Source organism: Microbispora sp. NPDC046973 (assembly GCF_040644495.1).
Classification (GTDB): domain Bacteria; phylum Actinomycetota; class Actinomycetes; order Streptosporangiales; family Streptosporangiaceae; genus Microbispora.
Genome location: NZ_JBEYWQ010000033.1, coordinates 44,735 through 66,953, shown reverse-complemented (window position 1 = coordinate 66,953; position 22,219 = coordinate 44,735). Strand labels below are relative to the sequence as shown.

Genomic DNA, 22,219 nt, shown 5'->3' with positions numbered 1-22,219 from the left:
TCACCGGCGATCAGGAGGACCGTCCTGAGCATCGCCGGGGGCTCCGGTGCCACGGTCACAGGAAGATGCCGCCGGAGACCTCCACGCGCTGACCGGTGATCCAGCGGCTCTGGTCGGCGAGCAGGGTGGCGATCGCGCCCCCGACGTCGGCGGGCTCCCCCACCCGTCCCAGCGCGGTCTGCGACGCGAGCATGGCGCGGAACCCCTCGTCGTCGCGCATGACGCCGCCCGCGAAGTCGGTGGCGACCGGGCCGGGGGCGACGGTGTTGACCGTGATGCCACGCGGCCCGAGCTCCTTGGCGAGGTAACGCGTCAGCACCTCCACCGCGCCCTTCACCGACGCGTACGCCGCCTGCCCCACGCTCGTGAACCTGGTCAGCCCGGTCGACAGGTTGACGATCCGGCCGCCGTCGGCGATGAGGGGCAAAAGCCTCTGCGTGAGGAAGAAGACACCCTTGAAGTGCACGTCGATCAGGGCGTCGAGCTCGCTTTCGGTCGTGTCGGCGAACGCCGCGCCGACCGCGATGCCGGCGTTGTTGACGAGGTAGTGGAACTCGTCCCGGTCCCACCGCTCGCGCAGAGTGCGGCGCAGCTCGTCCGCGAAGCCGTCGAACCCGGCCACCACCGCGGTGTCCAGCGACAGCGCCGCCGCGGTGCGGCCGAGCCGGGTCACGGACTCGACGACCTCCTCGGCCTGGTCCTTGCCGGCCCGATAGGTGACGACGACGTCGACGCCGCGCTCGGCGAGGGCGAGGGCCGTGGCACGCCCGAGGCCCCGGTTGCCGCCGGTGATGAGGGCTATTCGCTGAGAGGTCATGATTGAAGCTCCTGGTCATCGGGGACACGGCCCCCGGCGGGGCCGCCAGCCCAGTTCACCGGGTCGCGCGCCGGGCTGCCACGGCCCACATATCCACGGCCCACGCACCCACGGCTTACGCAGCCACGGCCCGCGCAGCCGGGGTCCGCGCAGCCGGGGTCCGCGTATCCGGGGATCGGCAGGCCGTGGATACGCGGCGGCCGGCGCGGAAGGATGAGCGGGACGGGAGAAGGCGAGGAGGCCGAGGGTGGACCGCGAGGGACTGGCGGACTTCCTGCGCAAGCGCAGGGAGGCCCTGCAGCCCGAGGACGTCGGGATGGTCCGCGGGGCGCGCCGGCGCACCAGCGGGCTCCGCCGCGAGGAGGTGGCCGCGCTCTGTGGCATGTCCAGCGACTACTACAGCCGCCTGGAGCGCCGGAGAGGGCCGCAGCCGTCGGAGCAGATGCTCGCCGCGATCGCCCGCGGGCTGCGCCTGACCCTCGCCGAGCGCGACCACCTCTTCCGGCTCGCCGGGCACAGCGCACCTCAGCGGGCGCTGCGGGGCGACCACGTGAATCCGGGGATCATGCGCGTGCTCGACCGGCTTTGCGACACTCCCGCCCTGGTCACGACCGCACTCGGCGAGACGCTCCGGCAGACCCCGGCCGCCGTCGCCCTGTTCGGCGACCAGACCGTCTTCAGCGGGATGGCGCGCAGCGTCTTCTACCGGTGGTTCACCGACCCCGCCGAGCGGCGCCGCTACGTGGAGGACGACCATCCCCTGTACGGACGCGTGTTCACCGCCCTGCTCCGGGAGGCCGCCACGCGCGAGGGGCCCCGCTCCCGCGCCGCCGCTCTCACCCGCGACCTCCTCGCCCGCAGCGCCGAGTTCGCCGCAATCTGGGACAGGCACGAGGTCGGTCTCGGGCACCCGGACACCAAGCGGCTGCTGCACCCGGAGCTCGGCGTGCTGGAACTGCAGTGCCAGACGCTGCTCGACCCGGACCAGTCGCAGTCGCTGCTCGTCTACACGGCCACGCCTGGCAGCGAGAGCCACGACAAGCTGCGCCTGCTCGCCGTCATCGGCGGTCAGCGCCTCGGGGCCTGACCGGCCCACTCCTGCAGGCGGCGGGCGAGCGCCCGCACCTCCTCGCGCAGTTCGGGCGGGTCGACCACGGTGAACGGCACGCCGAGGCCGGCCAGCACCTGCGCCATGCCGTCCAGCCGCTCCGCGCGGCCGGTCATCCGGACGCCGCCGTCCACGGGAGCGAGCGCGGCCACCGTCGGCGGGATCCGGCGCCGGGCCTCCTCCATCGTCGTGGCCAGCACCACCTCGACCTCATACCGGTACGGCACGGAGGCCAGCGACTTCATGACGTGGGCGACGGCGTCGAACTCCCCCGGGGCGGGAAACCCCTCCCCCGTCGTCTCCGCCCGGCCGATCCGGTCGAGCCGGAACGTCCGCACCTCGCCCCTGCGGTGGTCGTGGCCGGTCAGATACCAGCGGCCCGAGTGGAAGACCAGCCCGTAGGGATCGACCGTCCGCTCGCTGTCCTGTCCGCGGTAGGACCGGTAGGCCAGCCGTACGCGGAGACGACGGCGGGCCGCGTCGGCGAGCGTCAGCAGCGTGGCGCCGCTCGGCCGGGAGGTCGCGGCCGAGCGGCCGGTCAGGCCGACCATGTCCTCGACGGCGCCGACCCGGTCGCGCAGGGCGTCGGGCAGCACCCGCTGGATCTTCGCGAGCGCGCTCTCGGCCGCCCCCTCGCCCACAGTCAGGCCCGCGCGGCGGCCCGCGAGCAGCCCGAGCACCACGGCGGCGGCCTCGTCGCCGGTCAGCATGAGCGGCGGCAGCCGGTAGCCGGGCATCAGCCGGTAGCCGCCGTAGCGTCCCCGCTCGGCCTGCACCGGAATGCCGAGGTCCTCCAGCCTGCGCACGTAGCGGCGCACGCTCCGCACGTCCACCTCCAGGCGCTCGGCCAGCTCGGGGCCGGTGAGCCCGGGCCTGGCCTGCAGCAGCTCCAGGAAGGCGAGAACGCGATTGGTCGACATAACAGGACCGATTCTGCCCTGATTCGGCTCTAGCGTCGACGCATGACGACATACGTACTCGTTCCTGGTTTCTGGCTCGGCGCGTGGGCGTGGCGGGACGTGACCGCCGCCCTTCGCGGCATGGGGCACGAGGCCCACCCGCTGACCCTCACCGGCCTCGCCGACCGCGCGCACCTCGCCTCCCCCGAGATCGACCTCGACACCCACATCCGCGACATCACCGGCCTCGTCGAGGTCGAGGACCTGCACGATGTGGTGCTCGTCGGCCACAGCGGCAGCGGCGCCGCGGTCACCGGGGCCGCCGCCCGCGCGGCCGGCCGCGTGAGCCGGGTCGTGTACGTCGAGAGCGGCCCGGTGCCGGACGGCATGGCCCAGATCGACCTCACCGGGCGGGAGTTCGTCGGCAAGCGTGTCGTGGACGGCTGGCGCTACCCCATGCCCTCCTGGGACGAACTGCAGGAGTCGGGCGCGAGTCTGGAGGGGCTGGGCGAGCGCGAGCGTGCGCCGATGGCCGCCCGGGCCACCGACCAGCCGCTCGGCACGATCACGCAGACCCTCGCGCTGGGCGACGACGCCGCCGCGTTCGCCGCGCTGCCGAAGACGCTGGTGAGCTGCTCCTTCCCGCTCACGCAGGTCAAGGAGCTGATCGCGACCGGGCACCCGACGTTCGCGCCCCTGGGCGGGCCGGAGTGGGAGCTGCGGGAGTTGCCCACCGGTCACTGGCCGATGTTCTCCCGCCCCGGTGATCTGGCTGCCCTTTTCGCTGAGATCGTGTAATAAGCCGACGCCTTTACTTTGTAGATTCCCTGGGTGGGACATTTGTCCCGCCCAGGGCCGTATCGATCTCTCTACCTGGGACGACGGCGCCCGCCTACCGTCGTCGCCATGACCATGCGACCGCCCGACGCCGTGTCCCTGACCTCGGCGACCAAGCGCTTCGGCCCCGTACGGGCCGTGGACGGGCTCACGCTCGCCATCCCCCGCGGCCAGACCGTGGCCCTCCTCGGCCCCAACGGCGCGGGCAAGTCGACCACCATCGCGCTGCTGCTCGGGCTGCTGCCGCCCGACTCGGGGCGGGCCGCGCTGTTCGGGCTCGACCCCGAGCAGGCCGTACGGCAGGGCCTGGTGGGCGCGATGCCCCAGGAGGGCGGCCTGATCCCCCGGGTCACGGTCCGTGAGTTGCTGACCTTCGTGTCCGGGACCTACGCCGCTCCCCTCCCCCTCGACCGGGTGCTCACGCTCGCCCGGATCGCGGACCTGCGCGACCGCCGGGTGGACCGGCTGTCGGGCGGGCAGGCCCAGCGCGTGCGGTTCGCCATGGCACTGTGCGGCGACCCCGGCCTGATCGTCTTGGACGAGCCCACCGCCGCGCTGGACGTGGAGGCCCGGCGCGAGTTCTGGGACGGCATGCGCGGCCTGGCCAGCCAGGGCAAGACCATCCTGTTCAGCACCCACTACCTGGACGAGGCCGACGAGCACGCCGACCGCGTCGTCGTGCTCGGCCAGGGCCGGGTGATCGCCGACGGCACCAGCGCGGAGATCAAGCGGGCGGCGGCGCTGACCACGGTGAGCGTGACCGCCGACGGCGAGTCCTCCTGGCTGGCGACCCTGCCGGGCGTGCGCCACATGGAGGTCAGGGGCGGCCGGGTCCACCTGCGCAGCGGCGACTCCGACGCCACCGTCATGGCCCTCGCCCGCGCGGGCGCCGTACGCGGCCTGGAGGTCGTCCCCGCCGACCTGGAGGACGCCTTCGTCGCGCTGACCACCGGAAAGGAGAGCGCGTGATGCGGGGATACGTACGGCTCGAACTGATCAGGTCCATGCGCGACGGCGGTTACGTGATCTTCGGGATCGTGATGCCGGTCGTCATGTACCTCGTCTTCACCAACCTCGGCCTGGCCCCCGGCGACCGGCACGACGCCGCGATCTACACGATGGTCAGCATGGCGGCGTACGGCGCGCTCGGCGGCGCGTTCAACAACGGCAGCGGCATCGCCGAGGACCGCGCGGCGGGGTGGCTGCGGCAGCTGCGGCTCACCCCGCTGACCCCGGCCCAGGTCGTCGCAGGCAAGGTCGTCACCGGAGCGGTCGCCGTCGTGCCGAGCATCGCGGCCGTGCTGCTGGCCGGCGTGCTGGTCAACCACGTCACGCTCCCCCCGCAGCGGTGGCTGGCCATCGTCGCGCTCCTGTGGGCGGGCACCGTGCCCTTCTCCCTGCTCGGCCTCGGCAACGGCTACCGCCTGTCGGGCCAGTCGGCGGCGATGGCCAACATCGCGACCATGCTGACGCTGGCCATCCTCGGCGGCCTGTGGGTGCCGGTCGAGAAATTCCCGTCCTGGCTGCGGGCGATCGCCGAGTGGACCCCGTCGAACAGCTACGCGGGCCTGTCCTGGCGGATCGCGTTCGGCGACGTCCCCACCCTCCGTCAGGTCGTGCTCCTGTCGGCCTGGCTGCTCGTCTTCGGCGTCTACGCGGTGTACGGCTACCGCCGCGCGGGCCGCCGGGCCTGACCGCTAATGTGACGTTCCCGATGACGACAGAACGCGACACCTGGCTCGACCCGCTGCGGGAGGGCGAGCGCGGCCCGGACGCCAAGGGCATGTACATGTGGGTGGCCGCGACGGCGGCGCCCATGTGGGACATCGTGCACGGCCGGTCCCATCCCCTCTGGCTGGCCTGGCCGGCCGCGCTGGCCGCCGCCGGGCTCTACGTGGTCACCACGCACTTCGCCTTCGCCGACCGGCGGCGCGCCCTGCCGGCCCTCGGACTGCTCGCGGTGGTGGCCGTGGCGTCCGCCGCCGGGTTCCGGCACAACTGGCTCTACCTGGTCATCATGCTGGCCGTCGCCACCGGGACCACCGTGCGCGGCAAGGTCTTGCCTGTGGCGCTGTTCGCCGAGTGCGCCGCCGCTCTGGCCGTGGCCATAGGGGCCGGCGCCAGCCTCACCGGCATCTTCTCGCTGGCCTGGGGCACGTTCACCGCGGGCCTGATTCCCGCGATCATCATCCGGCTCTGGGAGGCCATCCACGAGCTCAAGGCCACCCGCGAGGAGCTCGCCCGGGCCGCGGTGACCGAAGAGCGGCTGCGCTTCTCCCGCGACCTGCACGACCTGCTCGGGCACACCCTCTCGGTCATGGTCGTCAAGGCCGAGGCCGTACGCCGGCTGTCGCGGGTGGACGCGGACGCGGCCGCCGGGCAGGCGGCCGACATCGAGCAGATCGGGCGGCAGGCGCTGACCGAGGTGCGGGCCGCCGTCACCGGCTACCGCGGCAGGGGGCTCGCCGCCGAGCTCGACTCCGCCCGCGCCGCGCTCGCCGACGCCGGCATCGAGGCCACGATCCGCACCCCCTCCGTGCGGCCCGATCCCGAGACCGACGCGCTGCTCGGCTGGGCCGTGCGCGAGGGCGTGACCAACGTCGTACGGCACAGCCGCGCGTCGGCCTGCGCGATCGGCCTGCGCGAGGACGGCGGGTTTCTGGTGCTGGAGATCCGTGACGACGGCCCGCCGAAGAAGGCCCATGGCCAGGGCAACGGGCTGGTCGGCCTGCGCGAGCGGGTGAGGGCCGCGGCCGGCTCCGTGGAGACGACGGCGCCGCCGGACGGAGGCTTCCTGCTCCGGGTGGCCGTGCCGTACGCGAGGGAGGACGGTCAGTGATCAAGGTGCTGCTGGCCGAGGACCAGGGCATGATGCGCGGCGCGCTGGCCCTGCTCCTCGGCCTGGAGGAGGACATCGAGGTCGTCGCCCAGGTCGGCCACGGCGACGAGGTGGTGGACACCGCCCTGCGCACCCGGCCCGACGTGGCCCTGCTCGACATCGAGATGCCGGGCCGCGGCGGGCTGGAGACCGCCGCCGACCTGCGCGAGCGCCTGCCCGGCTGCGCCGTGCTCATCCTCACGACGTTCGGGCGGCCCGGCTACCTGCGCCGCGCCATGGAAGCCGGGGCGCGCGGGTTCCTGGTCAAGGACGGCCCGGTCGAGGATCTCGCCGACGCCGTCCGGCGCGTGCTGCGCGGCGAGCGGGTCATCGACCCCGCACTCGCGGCGGCCGCGCTCAGCACCGGCCCGAGCCCGCTGACCGACCGGGAGCGGGACGTCCTCGCCGCGGCGGCCGACGGCTCGACGATCTCCGACATCTCGGCCCGCCTCCACCTGTCGGAGAGCACCGTGCGCAACTACCTGTCGTCGGCCATCGGCAAGACCGGCACCAGGAACCGGATCGAGGCCGCCCGCCTGGCCCGCCACAACGGCTGGCTGTAGAGGCTCACTGCACGTCGAACTCGTTGCCCTCGGGATCGGCCATGGTCACGTGGTGAGTCCCCGGCTCCCGGACCGTGCGCAGCACGGTGGCGCCGAGCGCCTTGAGCCGGTCCACCTCGGCGTCCCTGCGCTCGGGGCCCGCGTGCAGGTCGATGTGCAGGCGGTTCTTGCCGGGCTTCGGCTCGGGGACCGCCTGGAAGAGGATCCGGCGGCCGCGACCGGTGCCGGTGTCCGGATCGACCGGGTCGTCCGGGTGCCGTACGGCCCGCAGCGTCAGGAAGGCCGTGCGGTCGGGGGTCACCGCCTCCTCCCCCACGACGCCGGCGGCCAGGAGCCGGCCGACCAGCGCGCTGTTGTCCTCCACCTCGTAACCCAGGGCCTGCGCCCAGAACGCCGCCTGCGCATGCGGGTCGGCACAGTCGATGACGAGCTTCCATTCGAGAGTCATGTAACCTTTTATAGTGGTTACATGAGCCTGACGCTACATCCACGCCACGGCGTCTCCTTCCGCTTCGACCCGGGCGCCCTCTGCCTGGAGTTCCTGGTGAGCGGCGGCGTGGGGGTCTACGCCCACTACGAGACACTGCACGAGCCGGCCGACCTCGCCCGCTGGGCCGCCGTGTCCCGCCTCGGCCTGGCGGAAGTGGACACGACGGCCGGCGAACTCGCCCGCGCGAAGGCCCTGCGCACCGCCCTGTGGGGGCTGGCCGGCGACCGGGTCCACGGACGCACGCCGCGGCAGGCGGACGTGGACGCGGTCAACCGGGCGGCCTCGGCGCCGCCGTTGACGCCCGTGATGACGGCGGACGGGCTGCGGTCCTGGGCAGTCCCCGCGACCGGTGGCCAGGTGGTCGCGACCGTGGCGAGGGACGCGATCGAGCTGTTCACCGGCCCGCTGGCGGACCGCGTGCGGGAGTGCGCGGGGGACAACTGCGCGCTCATCTTCGTCGACACCTCACGCCCGGGCAGCAGGCGATGGTGCTCGATGGAGCGGTGCGGCAACCGTCAGAAGGTCCGCGCGCACCGCTCCCGCGAGGGCTAGAGCGGCGCCCATGGACGTCCGCCCGCCTCGCCGGCACAGGGCCGGGGGCGGCGCCGGCGCGCAGGGCGGACACGCCCCCGGATGTCCGGAGGTGTGGACGGGCGCGGGGATCAGCGCGTGCATGGATCTCGCGCTCACCCTGGTCACGGAGGACCACGGCGAGCGGCCGGCGCTGGCGGTGGCCGGCGAACCCCGGCCGCGTACGTCGAGGCGGCGCGGACGGAGGCCACGCGGCGGCTGCTGGAGAGCACCGACGAGCCGCTGGAGCGGGTCGCCGCCGCCGCGGGCCTGGGCTCGGTGGAGACCACGGCTACCGGCCCACCGTCGCCCACCGTCGCCGCTGAGGCGTGCGCGACCCGGCCGCTGGCGGGCCCGGACGGCGCAGGCCCCGCATGCCGCCGCCCTGACCACGATCGGCGACCTGTTCGGCCCGGTCGCCGCCCGGGTGACCGACCTGCCCGCCTGATCGCCGGCGCCTCGGCGGCCGGGCGGGCGCGCGCCGCCGTGGGGTGCCGGGACGACCCGAACGTGGCTCAGTCCGCGGGCAACCGGCGCAGCACCTGCATGGCCTCCTTCTCCACGCGCGAGAGATCGTGCAGGATGGCCCCGGCCTGCTCGAGGCATCCCGCGTCGCCGCTCTCCCCCGCCTCCGCGATCAGGGTGGACACCTTCGTCCACAGGACGGCGGCCTCGGCGTACAGCCGGTGACCGGCGCGGAGGCCGTCGTCGTCGACGAGCTGGGTGCACTCGTCGAGGAAGTCGCGGTAGAGGGCGCGGAACAGGGCGCCGCCGGTGCCGCCCTTCTCCATGAGGAGGGCGGCCTGCGGCAGGTCCTGCCGCAGGTCGCCGGCGCGTCGCAGCCATCCGGGCACCTGTTTTCCGGCCTTCTCGATGCCGCGATGGCCCAGGTTCGCGATGGGAGCGGCGAGGAAGGCGTCGGCGCAGTCCCTGATCGCGGGGATGATCTGGTCCTGCCAGGACAGCGGGTGAGCCGGCAGGGTGACGGTGAAGGAGCGGTTCCTGGCGGTCATCGGGCCGCGTTCGGCCCGTGCCGCGGCGAGGCTGCCCCGGCTGGTGCGCACCGCTCCTCCCTGCTGGTCGGTGTCCACCAGGTAGACGTCGTGCTCGTCGTAGCCGTACACGGCGACGACGTGACCGCCGAAGTGCACCTTGGAGCGGAAATAGTCCAGGTGGTAGCAGTCGAGCTGGACGCCGACCGGCCGGCCGGCGTCGATGGGGGCGGCCACGTTCTCCCACGCCTTGCGCGCTGAGGTGGTCTCCTCGGTCGTCAACGTCAGCCCAAGCCTGGCGGCCAGGTTCCTGGTGAGGGCGAAAGGCTTGACGCGGCCTCCGAGAAAGGGGAACGGCATGCCCTTGCTGTCCCAATAGACGAAGGACAGGCCCGAGCCCAGCCCGAACAGCATGGGCTCGGACAGATCGAGTCCCTCGTGCCGCAACAGCACTCCCAGCGCCGTCGTCTCGCAGTGCCGCATACCGCGGGCCTCGATGTCCTTCACGATGGCCATGCTCGCTCTCCTCATGCCGGCGCGGCGGGCGGTCACGCCGCCCCCATCCCTGATCGCCGGAAGTAGCGTCAGTCCTCCCACAGTGGGAGAGTCCAGCCGATCACATCGCCAGGGCGCGGTTGACGGCGGCGAGCACCGCCCGGGCCGACGCCGTCACGGCGTCGGCGTCCTCGCCCGCCCCCCAGACGGGAGTGCCGCCGACGCGGCACCGGGCGTAGGCGACGGCGCCGGCCTCCGCCGGATGCCCGCCCTGCCAGAGCACCTCCACCGCGATCCCGGACGCCTCCAGCGCGGCGGCGAGGGCCGCCGCCGGCTCGGCTCCGGTCCCCTCGCTTTCGCGCCCGTCCCGCCGGACCAGGCAGTGGAAGCCCTCGCCGCCGGCGGTCGGCGACGGCGTCCAGGACGACAGCGTGACCGGCCCGTCCTCCGCCATGTACGCGGCGCGGAACAGCCGGAGCAGGTCCTTCGGCGTGGCCTCCCGCCCGCTGCGGTCCGTCGCGTCCTGGACGACGCGGGAGAACTCGGCGCGCAGCGCCTTCGGCAGGTCGAGCCCGTGGTGCGCCTGCAGGAGGTGGGCGATGCCGCCCTTGCCCGACTGGCTGTTGACCCGGATGACCGCCTCGTACGTGCGGCCGACGTCGGCCGGGTCGATCGGCAGGTAGGGCACCGACCAGGGCGCCTCCCCCACCGGCACGCCCCGCTCGGCCGCCGCGCGCTCGTGGTGGGCGAGACCCTTGCTGATCGCGTCCTGGTGGGTCCCGGAGAAGGCCGTGTAGACCAGGTCTCCCCCGTACGGATGCCGCACGTGGACCGGGAGGCGGTTGCACTCCTCGACGGTCCGCCGGATGACGTCGATGTCGGAGAAGTCCACCATCGGGTCGACGCCCTGCGCGTACAGGTTGAGCGCCAGGGTGACGAGGTCGACGTTCCCGGTGCGCTCGCCGTTGCCGAACAGGCAGCCTTCCACGCGCTGCGCCCCGGCCAGTACGGCGAGCTCCGCGCAGGCCACCCCCGTGCCCCTGTCGTTGTGCGGATGGACCGAGAGGATGACCGCGTCACGCCGTTCGAGGTGGCGGTGCATGTACTCGATCTGGTCGGCGTACAGGTTGGGCGTGGCGATCTCGACGGTGGCGGGCAGGTTGTGGATCACCGGCCGGTCGGGCGAGGCGTCCCACAGATGGGTGAGCCCGTTGCAGACCTCCAGGACGAAGTCGGGCTCGGTGCAGTTGAAGACCTCAGGGGAGAACTCGAACCGCACCGCCGTCCCCGGCATGGCGTCGGCGAGCCGCGCGATGTGCCCGGCGGCCTCCCGGATGAGCGCGTGCAGGCCGGCCCGGTCCTGTCCGAGCACGACGTCACGCCAGACCGGCGCGGTCGCGGTGTACAGGTGCACCACCGCGCGCGGCATGCCCTCGATGGAGGCGAAGGTCTGCTCGATGAGGTCGCGACGGGCCGCCGTGAACACCACGGGGGTCACGTCGTCCGGCACCGCGCCGCTTTCGGCCAGGTGACGGACGAAGTCGAAGTCGGTCCGGCTCGACGACGGGTAGCCGACCTCGATCTCCTTGAACCCCATCGCGACGAGGAGGTCGAACATGCGGCGCTTGCGCGGCGTGTCCATCGGCTCGGCCAGCGCCTGGTTGCCGTCGCGCAGGTCCACGGGCACCCACAGGGGGGCCCGCTCGATCCTGCGCCCCGGCCAGGCGCGCGGGATCTCGGGGATCTCGACCCGCTCGTGGGCGGGCCGGTAGCGGTGGTGGGGCATGGCGCTGCCCCGCTGGGGATTCCAGGCGGGGGCGTCCGCGGGCACCGGGCCGTCCGGCGTGCGAAGCGTGGGGAAAGGGGTGCCGAGCGTGGGGAAAGCGGTGGAGACGGTTGTCATGACGGTGATCCTTCGGTCGGTCTGGCGGCGACCGGCGGCACGGCACCCCGCGGCGGGGCGCCGGTCATCGGATCAAACCCCGCCGCGGCGGCCGAGAAGCAGGCCGGACAGACGGCCGAGGGACCGATGCGACGACATGGCGGCTAGACTAACCACTGAACAACTCCTCAGACAACCTGAGAGGTGAACCGCGATGGCGCTCGGCGCGCTCCACCGCAGCCCCCTCGTCGACCAGGCCGTCGAGAGCCTGCGCGCACAGATCGTGGAGGGCCGCTGGCCGGTCGGCACCCGCCTGCCCGGCGAGACGACCCTGGCCGCGACCCTGGGCGTGGGCCGCTCCACCGTCCGCGAGGCCCTGCGCGCGCTGGCCGGTGCCGGGCTGGTCCAGGCACGGCAGGGCGCCGGGGTCTTCGTCATCGCCACGAGTCCCGCCGAGGACTGGACGGCCCGCCTGCGTCGTGCCGCCGTGGCCGACGTCTACGAGGTGCGCATGCTGGTCGAGGTGCAGGCCGCCCGGCTGGCGGCGCGGCGCCGTACGCCCGAGGACGTGACGGCACTGCACGCGGCGCTGGAGGCCCGGCGGGCCGCCGCCCGGGACGGCGACGCCGCCTTCGTCGACGCCGACATCGCCCTGCACGCGGCCGTCGTCGCGGCCGCGCACAACCCGGTGCTGACCGACCTGTTCGCCGAGTTCGTCCCCCGGCTGCGCGAGGGCCTGATCGCCCTGGTGGACCTGCTCGACCTGCGGGCGGGCGACCCGAACCCGGGAGACGACACCCACGCGGCGTTCGTCGGCGCCGTCGAGCGCGGTGACGCCGACGCCGCGGGCCGCGTGCTGCAGGAGGAGCTGGAGCAGACCCTCGGCCGCCTGCGCCGCGCGGGCTGAAGCAGGCGCGGGTGGAACAAGCGTGATCAAGGCTCGACGTCGGAGAAGAAGCCCGCGTCAAATGTGATCTTGGCAAGGGCCTTCTGCCCGTCGGCGTTGGGGTGGAAGTAGTCCCACGCGCTCACCTGCTTCAGGGTGAAGGGGTAGGAGAAGACCGCGCCCCCGTCGTAGCGGCAGGCCAGGCCGTAGCTCTCGCATGCCTGCCTGAGCTGCTCGTTGTAGTCCATCACCCGCTCGCGCACCCGGTCGCGCCTGGCCTCGTCCTTCTTCGCGGTGGACTTCGGGTTGGCCAGCATCGACTGGCAGATGTGGCCGATCCCCCAGAAGACGCGGGCCCACCCGTTGTCCTTGCCGGCCCGCCACAGGCGCTTGACGTCCGGAATGCTCGCGACGTAGACCCGCGCGCCGGTGGGCCGCAGCACGTCGAAGGCCGCGTCGATGTTGCGCCGGAACGTTCCCACGGGGGTCATCTCCTTCTCGGACCCCACGCAGGCGTCCTGCGCCCCGATCAGGACGGTGACGTAGCCGGCCCCGGCCTGGACGGCCCGCCGCGCCTGCCCGGCCAGGTCGGCGCTGGTCGCCCCGGGGACGGCGAAGTTCAGGTTGTGCCCCTTGATAGCGTTCCCCATGGCGAGCAGGCGCAGGTAGTGGCTGTTCACCGACGGTGAGTCGCCCGCGGACCACGAGCGGGACGTGCAGGCGACGTACCAGCCGCAGGCGTTGAACCCCGCGCTGATCGAGTCGCCCAGCGCCGCCATCACGGCGGGCGTCGTACGGGCGTGGGCGCCGGTCGGCACGAGCAGGACGGCCGTGGCCAGGACCGGCGTGATCTTCTTGATCATGGGCACCTCCGGGAGATCAAAGGTAGGGATCGCGTGGAGGTGCGCTCTATCGCCACCAGGGAAGGCGAGCCTTCCATGACCAAGTTCCTATCGCGGCTTGACAGAGGGACCCTGGGACCGCAAGGGGGGTCTCTTGTCGAACATGTTCAGATCCTGCGTAGAGTGAGTCGGGTGAGTGTCGCTCTTATCCGGCCCCTCGTGGTTCGCACGGTCGCGGTGAGCGACCCTGACGATCTGCTGGCGCGTCTGCCCGACGCCGCGCCGTACGCCTGGATCAGACACGGTGAGGGACTCGTGGGCTGGGGGGAGGCGGCGCGGGCGGCGGTGCCGCCCGGCCCCGGCCGGTTCGACTGGGCGCGCGGCTGGCTCTCCTCGCTGTTCGCCGGTGCTCTCATCGAGGACGAGGTCGGCGTGCCGGGCTCGGGTCCGGTCGCCTTCGGCTCCTTCACCTTCGACGGCGACGCCCAGGGGACCGTGCTGGTCGTCCCCCGCGTCGTGCTCGCCCGCCGGGACGGTCACGCCTGGCTCACCACGATCGGCGACAGCGCCTTCGACCTGGTCACCCAGCCCAGGGAGCCGGGCCGCATCCGGTACGCCGACGGCTCGCTGACGGCGCCCCAGTGGGAGCACCGGGTCGCGCGGGCCGTACGGCGGATCAAGGACGGCATGCTGGACAAGGTCGTGCTCGCCCGCGACCTGACGGCGGTCGCCGAGCGGGACATCGATCCCCGCGTGCTGCTGGGACGGCTGGCCGAGCGCTACCCCGAGTGCTACACGTTCTCCGTCGACGGACTGGTCGGCGCGACGCCGGAGCTGCTGGTGCGGCACACCGGCCAGGCGGTGGAGTCGCTGGTGCTCGCGGGCACCACGGCGCGGGGCGGCGGTCCGGCCGACGACGCCGCCCGCGCCGCCGCGCTGTACGCCTCGGAGAAGGACCGTCACGAGCACGCCTGCGCGGTCGCCTCGGTCCGGGAGGCCCTCGCCCCCCTCTGCTCGGCGCTGGACGTCCCCGACGAGCCCGAGCTCCTGGTGCTGCCCAACGTGCAGCATCTGGCCAGCCGGGTCACCGGGCGGCTGTCCGACGGCGCGTCGGTGCTCGACGTGGTGGCGGCCATGCATCCCACGGCCGCCGTCGGCGGGACGCCCACCGGCGCCGCGCTCGGCGTCATCCGCGAGCTGGAGGGCATGGACCGCGCGGGCTACGCCGGGCCGGTCGGCTGGATCGACTCGCGCGGCGACGGCGAGTGGGGCATCGCGCTGCGCTGCGCGTACGTCTCGGGCAGGCGCGCCCGGCTGTTCGCCGGCTGCGGCATCATGGCCGGGTCGGACCCCGCCGCCGAGCTCGCCGAGGCGCAGGCCAAGCTCCGCGTGATGCGGTACGCCCTGGAGGGATGACGCGGGAGGGATGACGCGGGGGGATGACGCGGGAGGGATGACGCGCGTCTCCTCGTCTCAGCGGGCGAGGTGGAGAGTGCCGCCGAGCGCGGTCACGGCCCGGCCGGCGGTGACCGCCGCGATCCACTCCTCGAAGACGGGCAGCCGGTCCTCGGCCACCGCCACCTCGAAGGCGACCCGTGCGCCGTAGTCCACACCGCGCAGCGCGTACGGCGAGGCGCGCAGGTCGCTTTCCAGCCTCCCCGCCTGGGCGTGGCCGACCGACACGGTCACGACCGCGGCGGGGACCATCTCGACCACCTCCGCCCGGTCGAGCGTCTCGCCCACCGCGCCGCCGTACGCCCGCGCGAGGCCGCCCGCGCCCAGCAGCACCCCGCCGAAGTAACGGGTGACGACGGCGACCACGTCGGCGAAGCCGCGTCGGGTGAGCATCTCCAGCATCGGCGTGCCGGCCGTGCCGCCGGGCTCCCCGTCGTCGTCCGCCCTGCGCACGCTCTCGCCGACGACGTACGCCGAGCAGTTGTGGGTCGCGTCGGCGTAGAGCCGCCTGCGCTCGGCGACGAACTCCCGAGCGGCCTCCTCCGTCGCCGCAGGGGCGAGCGCGCAGACGAAGCGCGAACGGCGGATCTCGGTCTCGTGCTCGACGATGCCCCTGATCGTCCGGTACGGCGCTGCCACGAGGTCAGCTTATTCAGCAGGCCGCCTTTACAAAGTAATGTAACGCCTTTGTAGAAGCGGACGAACGCCGTGCCGCTCTTTGGTGCGACCGGACGAATCCCCCCTCTCCCTCCCTGTCGTAGCGTCAGCGGGGTGCCGGTCGAACTCTCCTCCCATTTGCACCGTCGCGCGGTCGTCGCGGACACGCACAACGACCTGCTGATGGCGGTCGCCGAACGCCCGCCGGCCCGGTGGGCGGCGTTCTTCAGGGAACGGTGGCTGCCCCAGTTGCGGGACGGCGGAGTGGACCTGCAGGTGCTGCCGGTCTTCGTGGACGACCGCTACCGTCCCGAGGGCGCGCTGCGCCAGACCCTGCGTATGATCGAGTGCGCGCACACGCTGGCCGAGGGCAACGCGGACGCCGTACGGCTGTGCCTGGACGGCGCGCAGGTCGACCGGGCGCTCGACGACGGCGTGATCGCCCTGGTCCTGGCGCTGGAGAGCATGCCCGGCCTGGACTCCTCCGTCGAACTGCTGCCCACCCTGCACCGGCTCGGCGTACGGGTCGCCTCGATCGCCCACTGGGGGCGCACGCCGCTGGCGGACGGCAGCGGCGAGGACGCCACCGGCGGCCGGCTGACCCACGCGGGAGTGGCGGCCGTACGCGAGATGGAGCGGCTCGGCATGATCTTCGACGTCTCCCACCTGGGCGCGCGCGGGGTCGAGCACGTGCTGGAGCTGGCCACCCGCCCGGTGATGGCGACGCACTCGTCCGCCCGCGCGCTGCGCGACCACCACCGCAACCTCACCGACGACCAGATCCGCGGCGTCGCCGCCACCGGCGGGGTCGTCTGCGTCAACTTCTTCCCCGTCTTCCTCGCCGAGGACCCCGCCGGCCACACCGTGGACCGGCTGATGGACCACATCGAGCACGTCGCGGACGTGGCCGGCATCGACCACGTGGGGCTTGGGCCCGACTTCGTCCGCGAGGTGGTGCACGACGTCACTCCCCCGTGCTGTGAGGACTTCGGCTTCGACGGGATCGACCCCGGCGCCGCCCTGCCCGGGCTGGACGGGCCACGCGGGCTGCCCCTGGTCACCGAGGCCCTGCTGCGGCGCGGCGTGCCCGGCGACGACATCCTGAAGATCCTCGGCGGCAACGTGCGGCGGCTGCTGCGTGCCGAGCTGGGCAGGCCGCGGTGACCGTCACCGTGAATCCCGCCGCGATGCTCGCGGACCTGGAGGAGCTCGTCCGCTGCGAGTCCTTCTCCGCCGACCACGAGGCGGTGGCCCGCAGCGCCGCCGTCGTCGCCGGCCAGGGGCGCCGCCTGCTCGGCGCGCCTCCCGAGACGATCGTCATCGACGGGGTGACGCACCTGCGGTGGACCTTCGGCGAGCCGCGCGTGCTGCTGCTCGGCCACCACGACACGGTCTGGCCGATCGGCTCTCTGCGTTCGCGGCCGTGGTCGGTCAGCGGCGGGATCGCGCGGGGGCCCGGGGTGTTCGACATGAAGGCCGGGCTGGTCCAGATGTTCCACGCGCTGGCCGCGCTGCCCTCCCCCGACGGCGTGTGCGTGCTGGTCACCGGTGACGAGGAGGTCGGGTCGCCGTCCTCCCGCGCCCTGGTCGAGGAGTCGGCGCGCGGCCGCGCCGCCGCCTTCGTGCTGGAGGCGAGCGCCGAGGGCGGCGCGCTGAAGACCGCGCGCAAGGGCATCTCGGCGTACGAGGTCGTGGTGCACGGCCGGGCCGCCCACGCGGGCCTCGATCCCGGCAAGGGGGCGAACGCCGGCGTGGAACTCGCCCACCAGATCCTCGCCGTCGCCGCGATGGCGGACGGCCCGGACGGGATGCCGGACGGCACGACGGTCACGCCCACGCTGCTGTCCGGCGGCACCACCATGAACACCGTGCCCGCGCTGGCCCGCCTGGCCGTGGACGTCCGCGTGCCGACCGTCGCGGCCCAGCTCCGCGTGGACGCGCTGATGCGGGCGCTGTCGACCCGGACGCCCGGCACCCGCCTGGAGGTCCTCGGCGGCCCGAACCGCCCGCCGCTCGAACCGGCCTCGTCGGCCGGCCTGTTCGCGCTCGCCCAGCGGGTCGCCGCCGGCCTCGGGCTCGCTCCCCTGCCGGGCGCGGCCGTCGGCGGCGCGTCGGACGGCAACCTCACCGCCGGGGCCGGCTGCCCCACCCTGGACGGGCTCGGCGCGGTCGGCGGCGGCGCGCACGCCGACGACGAGCACGTGGTCGTGGCGGAGATGCCGGGCCGTGCGGCGCTGCTTGCGGGCCTGATAGAGGCGGTGCGCGGATGAGCGGGCGCGGCGAGCCGCACCTGCGCGAGCTGCACGCCATCGAGGATTTCGAGGAGGTCTGCCGCCTGTTCGGCGGCATCTGGCGGCCGGATCCCGGCGGTGCGCCGATCACGGTGGAGATGCTGCGAGCGCTCTCCCATGCCGGCAACTACGTCGCGGGGGCCTATCGGGACGACCGGCTGGTCGGCGCGTCGGTCGGGTTCGTCGCGGCCCCGCCGCGGCGGGCGCTGCACTCCCACATCACCGGGACCGTCGCCGGGCGGGGCGTCGGCTTCGCGCTGAAGCTGCACCAGCGGGAGTGGGCGCTCGGCCGCGGCCTGGAGACCATCACCTGGACGTACGATCCGCTGGTGCGCCGCAACGCCCACTTCAACCTCGCCAAGCTCGGCGCGCGGCCGGAGGAGTACCTCCCGGCCTTCTACGGCACCATGGGCGACGCGATCAACGCCGGGGACGAGTCCGATCGGGTGCTGGCCGTCTGGAATCTGACCTCGCCGCCCGTGCTCGCCGCCGTACGGCGTGAGCCGTCCCGGATGGAGATCCCGCCGGACGCGGTCACGGGCCTGGACGACGACGGCGGCCGGCCCGTGCGGGGCCGCATCGACGCCGAGACGGTGCTGGTCGCCGTGCCCGGGGACATCGAGACCCTGCGCGCGACGGACCCGGCCGCGGCCCGGGCCTGGCGGCTGGCCCTGCGCGAAGTGCTCGGCGGCCTGCTGCGCGACGGCGCGCGGGTCACCGGATTCCACGACAAGTCCTGCTACGTCGTCCGCCGGGGCGCCCTCGACGAAGGGAGAGGCGGCGACGGCCGCGCAGTGTGATGGAGACCACGGGCATGGAAACCACGGGCATGGAAACCACGGGCATGGAAACCACGGGCGCGGAAACCACGGGCATGAAGATCACCGGTGTCGAGCTGCGGCGGATCGCGATGCCGCTGGTCGCGCCGTTCCGCACGTCCTTCGGCACCGAGACGCGGCGTGACGTGCTGCTGCTGCGCGTCGTCACGCCCGACGCCGAGGGCTGGGGCGAGTGCGTGGCGATGTCCCAGCCGCTGTACTCCTCCGAGTACGCCGAGGGCGCGGCCGACGTGCTGCGCCGCTTCCTGATCCCCGCGCTGCCCTCGCGGCCCGGCCCGTACGCCGTGAACGAGGCGCTGCGGCCGGTCAAGGGGCACCGCATGGCCAAGGCGGCGCTGGAGACGGCCGTGCTGGACGCCCACCTGCGTGCCACCGGCCAGTCGCTCGCCGCCTTCCTCGGCGCCACCAGGAGCCGGGTGGCCGCCGGGGTCTCCGTCGGCATCATGGACTCCGTCCCCGAGCTGCTCGACGCCGTCGCCGGCTACCTGGACGAGGGCTACGTCCGCGTCAAGCTCAAGATCCAGCCCGGCTGGGACTTGGAGCCCGTACGCGCCGTGCGCGAGCGTTTCGGGCCCGAGCTGCCGCTGCAGGTCGACGCGAACGCCGCCTACACCCTTGCCGACGCCCCGCACCTGGCGCGGCTGGACGAGTTCGGGCTGCTGCTCGTCGAGCAGCCGCTCGCCGACGACGACATGGTGCAGCACGCCCGGCTGGCCGCCTCGATCAGCACGCCGATCTGCCTGGACGAGTCGATCGAGTCCGCCGCGCACGCGGCGGCGGCCATCTCCCTCGGCGCCTGCTCGGTCGTCAACATCAAGCCGGGGCGGGTGGGCGGCTACCTGGAGGCCCGGCGCATCCACGACCTGTGCCGCGCCCACGGCGTCGCGGTCTGGTGCGGCGGCATGCTGGAGACCGGGATCGGCCGGGCGGCCAACGTCGCGCTGGCCGCGCTGCCCGGCTTCACCCTGCCCGGCGACACCTCCGGCTCCCGCCGCTACTACAGCACCGACATCACCCCGCCCTTCGAGCTCGAGGACGGGCATCTGACCGTGCCCACCGGTCCGGGCATCGGAGTCGAGCCGGTCCCGTCGCTGCTGGACGAGGTCACCGTCGCCACCGAGTGGATCCCGCTCTGACGCCCGCCGGCACAGGGATGCGTCGCCTCATGCCTTTCCACCTGTGCCGGATGGATCAGTGGTTGCCGTCGGCGGCTCATCCGGCGGCCACGTCCTCGGGGCTCGCCGCCGCTGGGAATCCCGTGCTGGCCCCCCACATCTCCGCGAACCGGCCGCCTTCGATGCGGAATATCTCGAACAGCATGGGCCGCGCGTCGTCGTCCGGGGCCGTGACTCCCTCGACGATCGAGCGGACGGCGGCCTTGTCGCCGTCCACCAAGATGTCCTGGGCGACGACGCGGATGCCGGGAAACCGGGCGACGAGCGCGTGCCAGGCCTGTTTGCCCGCCTCGAATCCCGGGGTGCCGAGCGGATGGCTGAAGAAGCCGGGAGTGTGCAGCTCGGCGGCCTGGTCGAAGCGCCGGCTGTTGAAGCACTCCTGCAGCCGCCGCACCAGCTGCACCTGCACCTGCTTCACCTGGGCGGTCGCGTCCTCGCGTGTGGTCATCGGCGTGGTCTCCCTCGTGGCCGGCGGGTCGGGTCGCGAGCGGCGCCGGCCCTAACCGGTGCGCCGCCCCGGTTAGGGCCATACTATGCGGTGCGGCGCCCCGGTTATGCTGATGCCGACATGTCCAGCCGGCCGCCTCGACCAGTCCCAGCGAACCCGACGGCAGGTCCCGGAAGCGACCGCGAGCCGCGGGCCGACGCACGCCGCAATCGCGAGCGTGTGCTGCGGACCGCGCAGCAGCTGTTCGCGACGGAAGGGCTTGGCGTCTCGCTCGACGAGATCGCCCGCCGCGCGGGCGTCGGCCCCGGCACCGTCCACCGGCACTTCCCGACGAAGGAAGCGCTCTATCTCGCCGTCGCGACCGACCAGCTCAGGCAGCTGGTGGCGGAAGGGGAAGCCCTCGCCGCCACCGGCGACCCCGCCGCCCTGTTCACGCTGCTGACCGCGATGATGGCCAGCGGGGCAGAGAACGTAGCGGTGAAGAGCGCACTGGTGGCGGCCGAGTTCGACCTGCGCACCGCCGCCCCGGATGTCGCGGCCGATCTCACCCGCCATGTCGCGCACCTGCTCGATCGCGCGCACGCAGCCGGCGCCGTACGTCCCGACCTCACCGTCGACGAGGTGATGGCCCTGGTCGCCGGCGCCTTCGCCGCGATCCGCCACGCCGGCGCGGAGACCAGCCGCGAGCGCTCCGGGCACATCGCCCAGCTCATCCTCGACGGGCTGCGCCCCCGGCCCCGGTGAACGACGCGCGAGCCCGGCTCGGCTTCACCGATCGCTCGGCTGACCGACCACTCAGTGCCAGTCGCTGATCTGCACGTCCCGCGGCGCCGGCGCTCCCTCGCCGGTCTCCACCAGGGCCTTCAGGCTCATCAGGAACGTGGCCCACTTGGTGCTGCAGTGGTGCATGAACTCCACGGGCTCCTTCCAGCCCTGGTGCTTGAACAGCACGATCGTGTAGTCGCCGTCCTGGCGCAGGTCCCAGTCGATCGTCGTCCCGATCCATTCCTCCGGGCCGTCGGCCACCCGCCACGCCACCCGCTCGGACGGACGCAGCTCGACGACCTCCATGTCGAAGCCCCCGGGCGGGAACCGGAACTCGAGCACGCCGCCGACGTCGCCGCTCCCCTTCGTGTCGTCGGTCCACCAGCCGGCGAGGCCCTCGACGGTCGTCAGCGCGTCGTACACCTTCTCCGGCGTCCGGGTCTTGACCCCGATCCTGTGCAGAATGTCCGCCATCTTCGGCTCTCCTTGGTCTCGTCAGTCCTGTTGGGTGCGCTGGATCGCCTCGGCGATCCGCTTGATCCGCTGCAGCCGGGCGTCCCACGCCGCCCCGACGGACGACAGCTGGGCCACCGCGCGGGCGAGCTGGGCGTCGTCCACCCGATACCGCTTCTCCCGGCCCGCCGGCGTTCCCCTGACCAGGCCGACCCGGTCGAGGACGCCGAGGTGCTTGGCCACCGCCTGCCGGGTGACCGGGAGCCGCTGAGCCAGGGAGGTGGCGGTGCCGTCGCCCTCGATGAGCAGCAGGTCGAGCATCCGGCGCCGGGTCGGGTCGCCGATCGCCGACCAGAGGTCGTCGTCGACGTGCTCGGCCGTCGCGGCGCTCACGGCCGCACCCGCAGCGTCGCGACGTACGACGCCAGCCGCGGGAGGTAGAAGTCCCATCCGGTGACGTGCTCCCGGTACTGCTGCTCCAGGACGGCGGCCTCCCAGCCCATCTCGCGGAAGCCGGACTCGGTCATCTTGAGCAGCGTCCCGCCGCCCGAGGGGGTCAGGTCGAAGGTGACCAGCAGCGAGTTGCCCTCCGCCGCCGCCTCGCCGGCCGGGTGCGTCCAGCGGAACGAGAACGTCCGCGGCGGCCGCACGTCGACGACGGTGAACGACACCACCGCCCCGCCGGCGTCGCGGTCTCCGAAGACGATCTCCCCCGCCGACCCGGGCGCCGGCTCATAGCTGGCGTCGTCCGGCCACCACTCCCTGAGGTGGCCGGGACTGCTCACCACTTCGAAGACGATCTCCGGTGACGCCTCGATGTAGATTTCGCGCTCGATGGTGCCGAACTCCACGTCCGCCTCCTGCAACGTTTGGTTGC

General features: G+C 73.4%; 25 protein-coding genes and 1 pseudogene. 15 read left to right on the top strand and 11 right to left on the bottom strand.

Annotation, left to right across the window (positions count from 1 at the left end; translation table 11 throughout):
* Positions 1-55: 55 nt before the first annotated feature.
* A complete protein-coding gene (locus ABZ860_RS36540) occupies positions 56-817 on the bottom strand; it encodes an SDR family oxidoreductase (protein ID WP_357229494.1) in 762 nt (253 codons plus the stop codon).
* A gap of 247 nt (positions 818-1,064) precedes the next feature.
* Between ABZ860_RS36540 and ABZ860_RS36535 the strand changes: the two genes are divergently transcribed.
* Complete coding sequence (locus ABZ860_RS36535) at positions 1,065-1,904, top strand: helix-turn-helix transcriptional regulator (protein ID WP_357229492.1); 840 nt, start codon at positions 1,065-1,067, stop codon at positions 1,902-1,904.
* Here ABZ860_RS36535 and ABZ860_RS36530 read toward each other — a convergent pair.
* Entirely contained in the window at positions 1,886-2,845 is a 960-nt protein-coding gene (locus tag ABZ860_RS36530) for a YafY family protein (RefSeq protein ID WP_357229489.1), read from the bottom strand. The two genes, ABZ860_RS36535 and ABZ860_RS36530, sit on opposite strands and share 19 nt — an antisense overlap.
* Before the next feature lie 42 nt (positions 2,846-2,887).
* Between ABZ860_RS36530 and ABZ860_RS36525 the strand changes: the two genes are divergently transcribed.
* The 5 genes from ABZ860_RS36525 (at position 2,888) to ABZ860_RS36505 (ending at position 7,102) form a co-directional block, all read left to right on the top strand.
* The gene (locus ABZ860_RS36525; protein ID WP_357229486.1) at positions 2,888-3,622 is read left to right on the top strand and encodes an alpha/beta hydrolase; all 735 of its coding nucleotides are present in this window, start codon (positions 2,888-2,890) and stop codon (positions 3,620-3,622) included.
* Positions 3,623-3,730: 108 nt separating this feature from the next.
* Positions 3,731-4,630 (top strand): ABC transporter ATP-binding protein, encoded by a 900-nt coding sequence (locus ABZ860_RS36520; RefSeq protein WP_357229483.1) that lies wholly within the window; start codon positions 3,731-3,733, stop codon positions 4,628-4,630.
* On the top strand, positions 4,630-5,355 hold the full coding sequence (locus ABZ860_RS36515) for an ABC transporter permease (RefSeq protein ID WP_357229519.1): 726 nt from the start codon (positions 4,630-4,632) through the stop codon (positions 5,353-5,355). Before ABZ860_RS36520 ends, ABZ860_RS36515 begins: the two co-directional genes overlap by 1 nt.
* Positions 5,356-5,375: 20 nt before the next feature.
* Entirely contained in the window at positions 5,376-6,500 is a 1,125-nt protein-coding gene (locus ABZ860_RS36510; protein WP_357229480.1) for a histidine kinase, read from the top strand.
* Positions 6,497-7,102: a response regulator transcription factor gene (locus tag ABZ860_RS36505; protein ID WP_357229477.1), complete on the top strand. Its 606-nt coding sequence runs from the start codon at positions 6,497-6,499 to the stop codon at positions 7,100-7,102. The genes ABZ860_RS36510 and ABZ860_RS36505 overlap by 4 nt, the downstream gene beginning before the upstream one ends.
* Before the next feature lie 4 nt (positions 7,103-7,106).
* Here the strand turns inward: ABZ860_RS36505 and ABZ860_RS36500 are convergent, their stop codons facing one another.
* Complete coding sequence (locus ABZ860_RS36500; protein ID WP_357229474.1) at positions 7,107-7,550, bottom strand: VOC family protein; 444 nt, start codon at positions 7,548-7,550, stop codon at positions 7,107-7,109.
* Positions 7,551-7,571: 21 nt separating this feature from the next.
* Here ABZ860_RS36500 and ABZ860_RS36495 point away from each other — a divergent pair, with 21 nt between their 5' ends.
* On the top strand, positions 7,572-8,144 hold the full coding sequence (locus ABZ860_RS36495) for an ABATE domain-containing protein (RefSeq protein ID WP_357229471.1): 573 nt from the start codon (positions 7,572-7,574) through the stop codon (positions 8,142-8,144).
* A gap of 91 nt (positions 8,145-8,235) precedes the next feature.
* A pseudogene (locus ABZ860_RS36490) lies at positions 8,236-8,450 on the top strand (hypothetical protein); the annotation flags it as partial.
* Positions 8,451-8,677: 227 nt separating this feature from the next.
* Here the strand turns inward: ABZ860_RS36490 and ABZ860_RS36485 are convergent.
* Together ABZ860_RS36485 and ABZ860_RS36480 are read right to left on the bottom strand one after the other, a co-directional pair.
* Positions 8,678-9,670, bottom strand: a complete 993-nt coding sequence (locus tag ABZ860_RS36485) for a BtrH N-terminal domain-containing protein (RefSeq protein ID WP_357229469.1) — start codon at positions 9,668-9,670, stop codon at positions 8,678-8,680.
* 100 nt (positions 9,671-9,770) lie between these two features.
* Positions 9,771-11,552, bottom strand: coding sequence for a 2-isopropylmalate synthase (locus tag ABZ860_RS36480; RefSeq protein ID WP_357229467.1), 1,782 nt, complete (start codon positions 11,550-11,552; stop codon positions 9,771-9,773).
* Positions 11,553-11,745: 193 nt separating this feature from the next.
* On the opposite strand from ABZ860_RS36480, the gene ABZ860_RS36475 reads away from it, so the two are divergent.
* Positions 11,746-12,438, top strand: a complete 693-nt coding sequence (locus ABZ860_RS36475; RefSeq protein WP_357229465.1) for an FCD domain-containing protein — start codon at positions 11,746-11,748, stop codon at positions 12,436-12,438.
* Positions 12,439-12,464: 26 nt separating this feature from the next.
* Here the strand turns inward: ABZ860_RS36475 and ABZ860_RS36470 are convergent, their stop codons facing one another.
* Positions 12,465-13,280: a GDSL-type esterase/lipase family protein gene (locus tag ABZ860_RS36470; protein WP_357229463.1), complete on the bottom strand. Its 816-nt coding sequence runs from the start codon at positions 13,278-13,280 to the stop codon at positions 12,465-12,467.
* Positions 13,281-13,451: 171 nt separating this feature from the next.
* On the opposite strand from ABZ860_RS36470, the gene ABZ860_RS36465 reads away from it, so the two are divergent.
* Positions 13,452-14,675, top strand: coding sequence for an isochorismate synthase (locus tag ABZ860_RS36465; RefSeq protein ID WP_357229460.1), 1,224 nt, complete (start codon positions 13,452-13,454; stop codon positions 14,673-14,675).
* 57 nt (positions 14,676-14,732) lie between these two features.
* On the opposite strand, the gene ABZ860_RS36460 is transcribed toward ABZ860_RS36465, so the two are convergent.
* Positions 14,733-15,353: a YigZ family protein gene (locus ABZ860_RS36460; protein ID WP_357229457.1), complete on the bottom strand. Its 621-nt coding sequence runs from the start codon at positions 15,351-15,353 to the stop codon at positions 14,733-14,735.
* Positions 15,354-15,485: 132 nt separating this feature from the next.
* Between ABZ860_RS36460 and ABZ860_RS36455 the strand changes: the two genes are divergently transcribed.
* The 4 genes from ABZ860_RS36455 (at position 15,486) to menC (ending at position 19,637) form a co-directional block, all read left to right on the top strand.
* Positions 15,486-16,535 (top strand): membrane dipeptidase, encoded by a 1,050-nt coding sequence (locus tag ABZ860_RS36455; RefSeq protein WP_357229454.1) that lies wholly within the window; start codon positions 15,486-15,488, stop codon positions 16,533-16,535.
* Positions 16,532-17,641, top strand: coding sequence for a M20 family metallopeptidase (locus ABZ860_RS36450; RefSeq protein WP_357229451.1), 1,110 nt, complete (start codon positions 16,532-16,534; stop codon positions 17,639-17,641). Before ABZ860_RS36455 ends, ABZ860_RS36450 begins: the two co-directional genes overlap by 4 nt.
* Positions 17,638-18,462: a GNAT family N-acetyltransferase gene (locus ABZ860_RS36445; RefSeq protein WP_357229449.1), complete on the top strand. Its 825-nt coding sequence runs from the start codon at positions 17,638-17,640 to the stop codon at positions 18,460-18,462. The genes ABZ860_RS36450 and ABZ860_RS36445 overlap by 4 nt, the downstream gene beginning before the upstream one ends.
* Before the next feature lie 74 nt (positions 18,463-18,536).
* A complete protein-coding gene (menC, locus tag ABZ860_RS36440; RefSeq protein WP_357229516.1) occupies positions 18,537-19,637 on the top strand; it encodes an o-succinylbenzoate synthase in 1,101 nt (366 codons plus the stop codon).
* Positions 19,638-19,713: 76 nt separating this feature from the next.
* Here the strand turns inward: menC and ABZ860_RS36435 are convergent, their stop codons facing one another.
* Entirely contained in the window at positions 19,714-20,124 is a 411-nt protein-coding gene (locus tag ABZ860_RS36435) for a nuclear transport factor 2 family protein (RefSeq protein ID WP_357229446.1), read from the bottom strand.
* 219 nt (positions 20,125-20,343) lie between these two features.
* Here ABZ860_RS36435 and ABZ860_RS36430 point away from each other — a divergent pair, with 219 nt between their 5' ends.
* A complete protein-coding gene (locus ABZ860_RS36430; RefSeq protein WP_357229444.1) occupies positions 20,344-20,868 on the top strand; it encodes a helix-turn-helix domain-containing protein in 525 nt (174 codons plus the stop codon).
* A 51-nt stretch (positions 20,869-20,919) separates the two neighbouring features.
* Here ABZ860_RS36430 and ABZ860_RS36425 read toward each other — a convergent pair whose 3' ends face one another.
* The 3 genes from ABZ860_RS36425 to ABZ860_RS36415 are packed head-to-tail and all read right to left on the bottom strand — an operon-like array spanning position 20,920 to position 22,193.
* A complete protein-coding gene (locus ABZ860_RS36425; protein WP_357229441.1) occupies positions 20,920-21,363 on the bottom strand; it encodes an SRPBCC domain-containing protein in 444 nt (147 codons plus the stop codon).
* A 21-nt stretch (positions 21,364-21,384) separates the two neighbouring features.
* The gene (locus tag ABZ860_RS36420) at positions 21,385-21,735 is read right to left on the bottom strand and encodes a metalloregulator ArsR/SmtB family transcription factor (RefSeq protein ID WP_357229438.1); all 351 of its coding nucleotides are present in this window, start codon (positions 21,733-21,735) and stop codon (positions 21,385-21,387) included.
* The gene (locus ABZ860_RS36415; protein ID WP_357229435.1) at positions 21,732-22,193 is read right to left on the bottom strand and encodes an SRPBCC family protein; all 462 of its coding nucleotides are present in this window, start codon (positions 22,191-22,193) and stop codon (positions 21,732-21,734) included. The genes ABZ860_RS36420 and ABZ860_RS36415 overlap by 4 nt, the downstream gene beginning before the upstream one ends.
* Positions 22,194-22,219 lie beyond the last annotated feature (26 nt).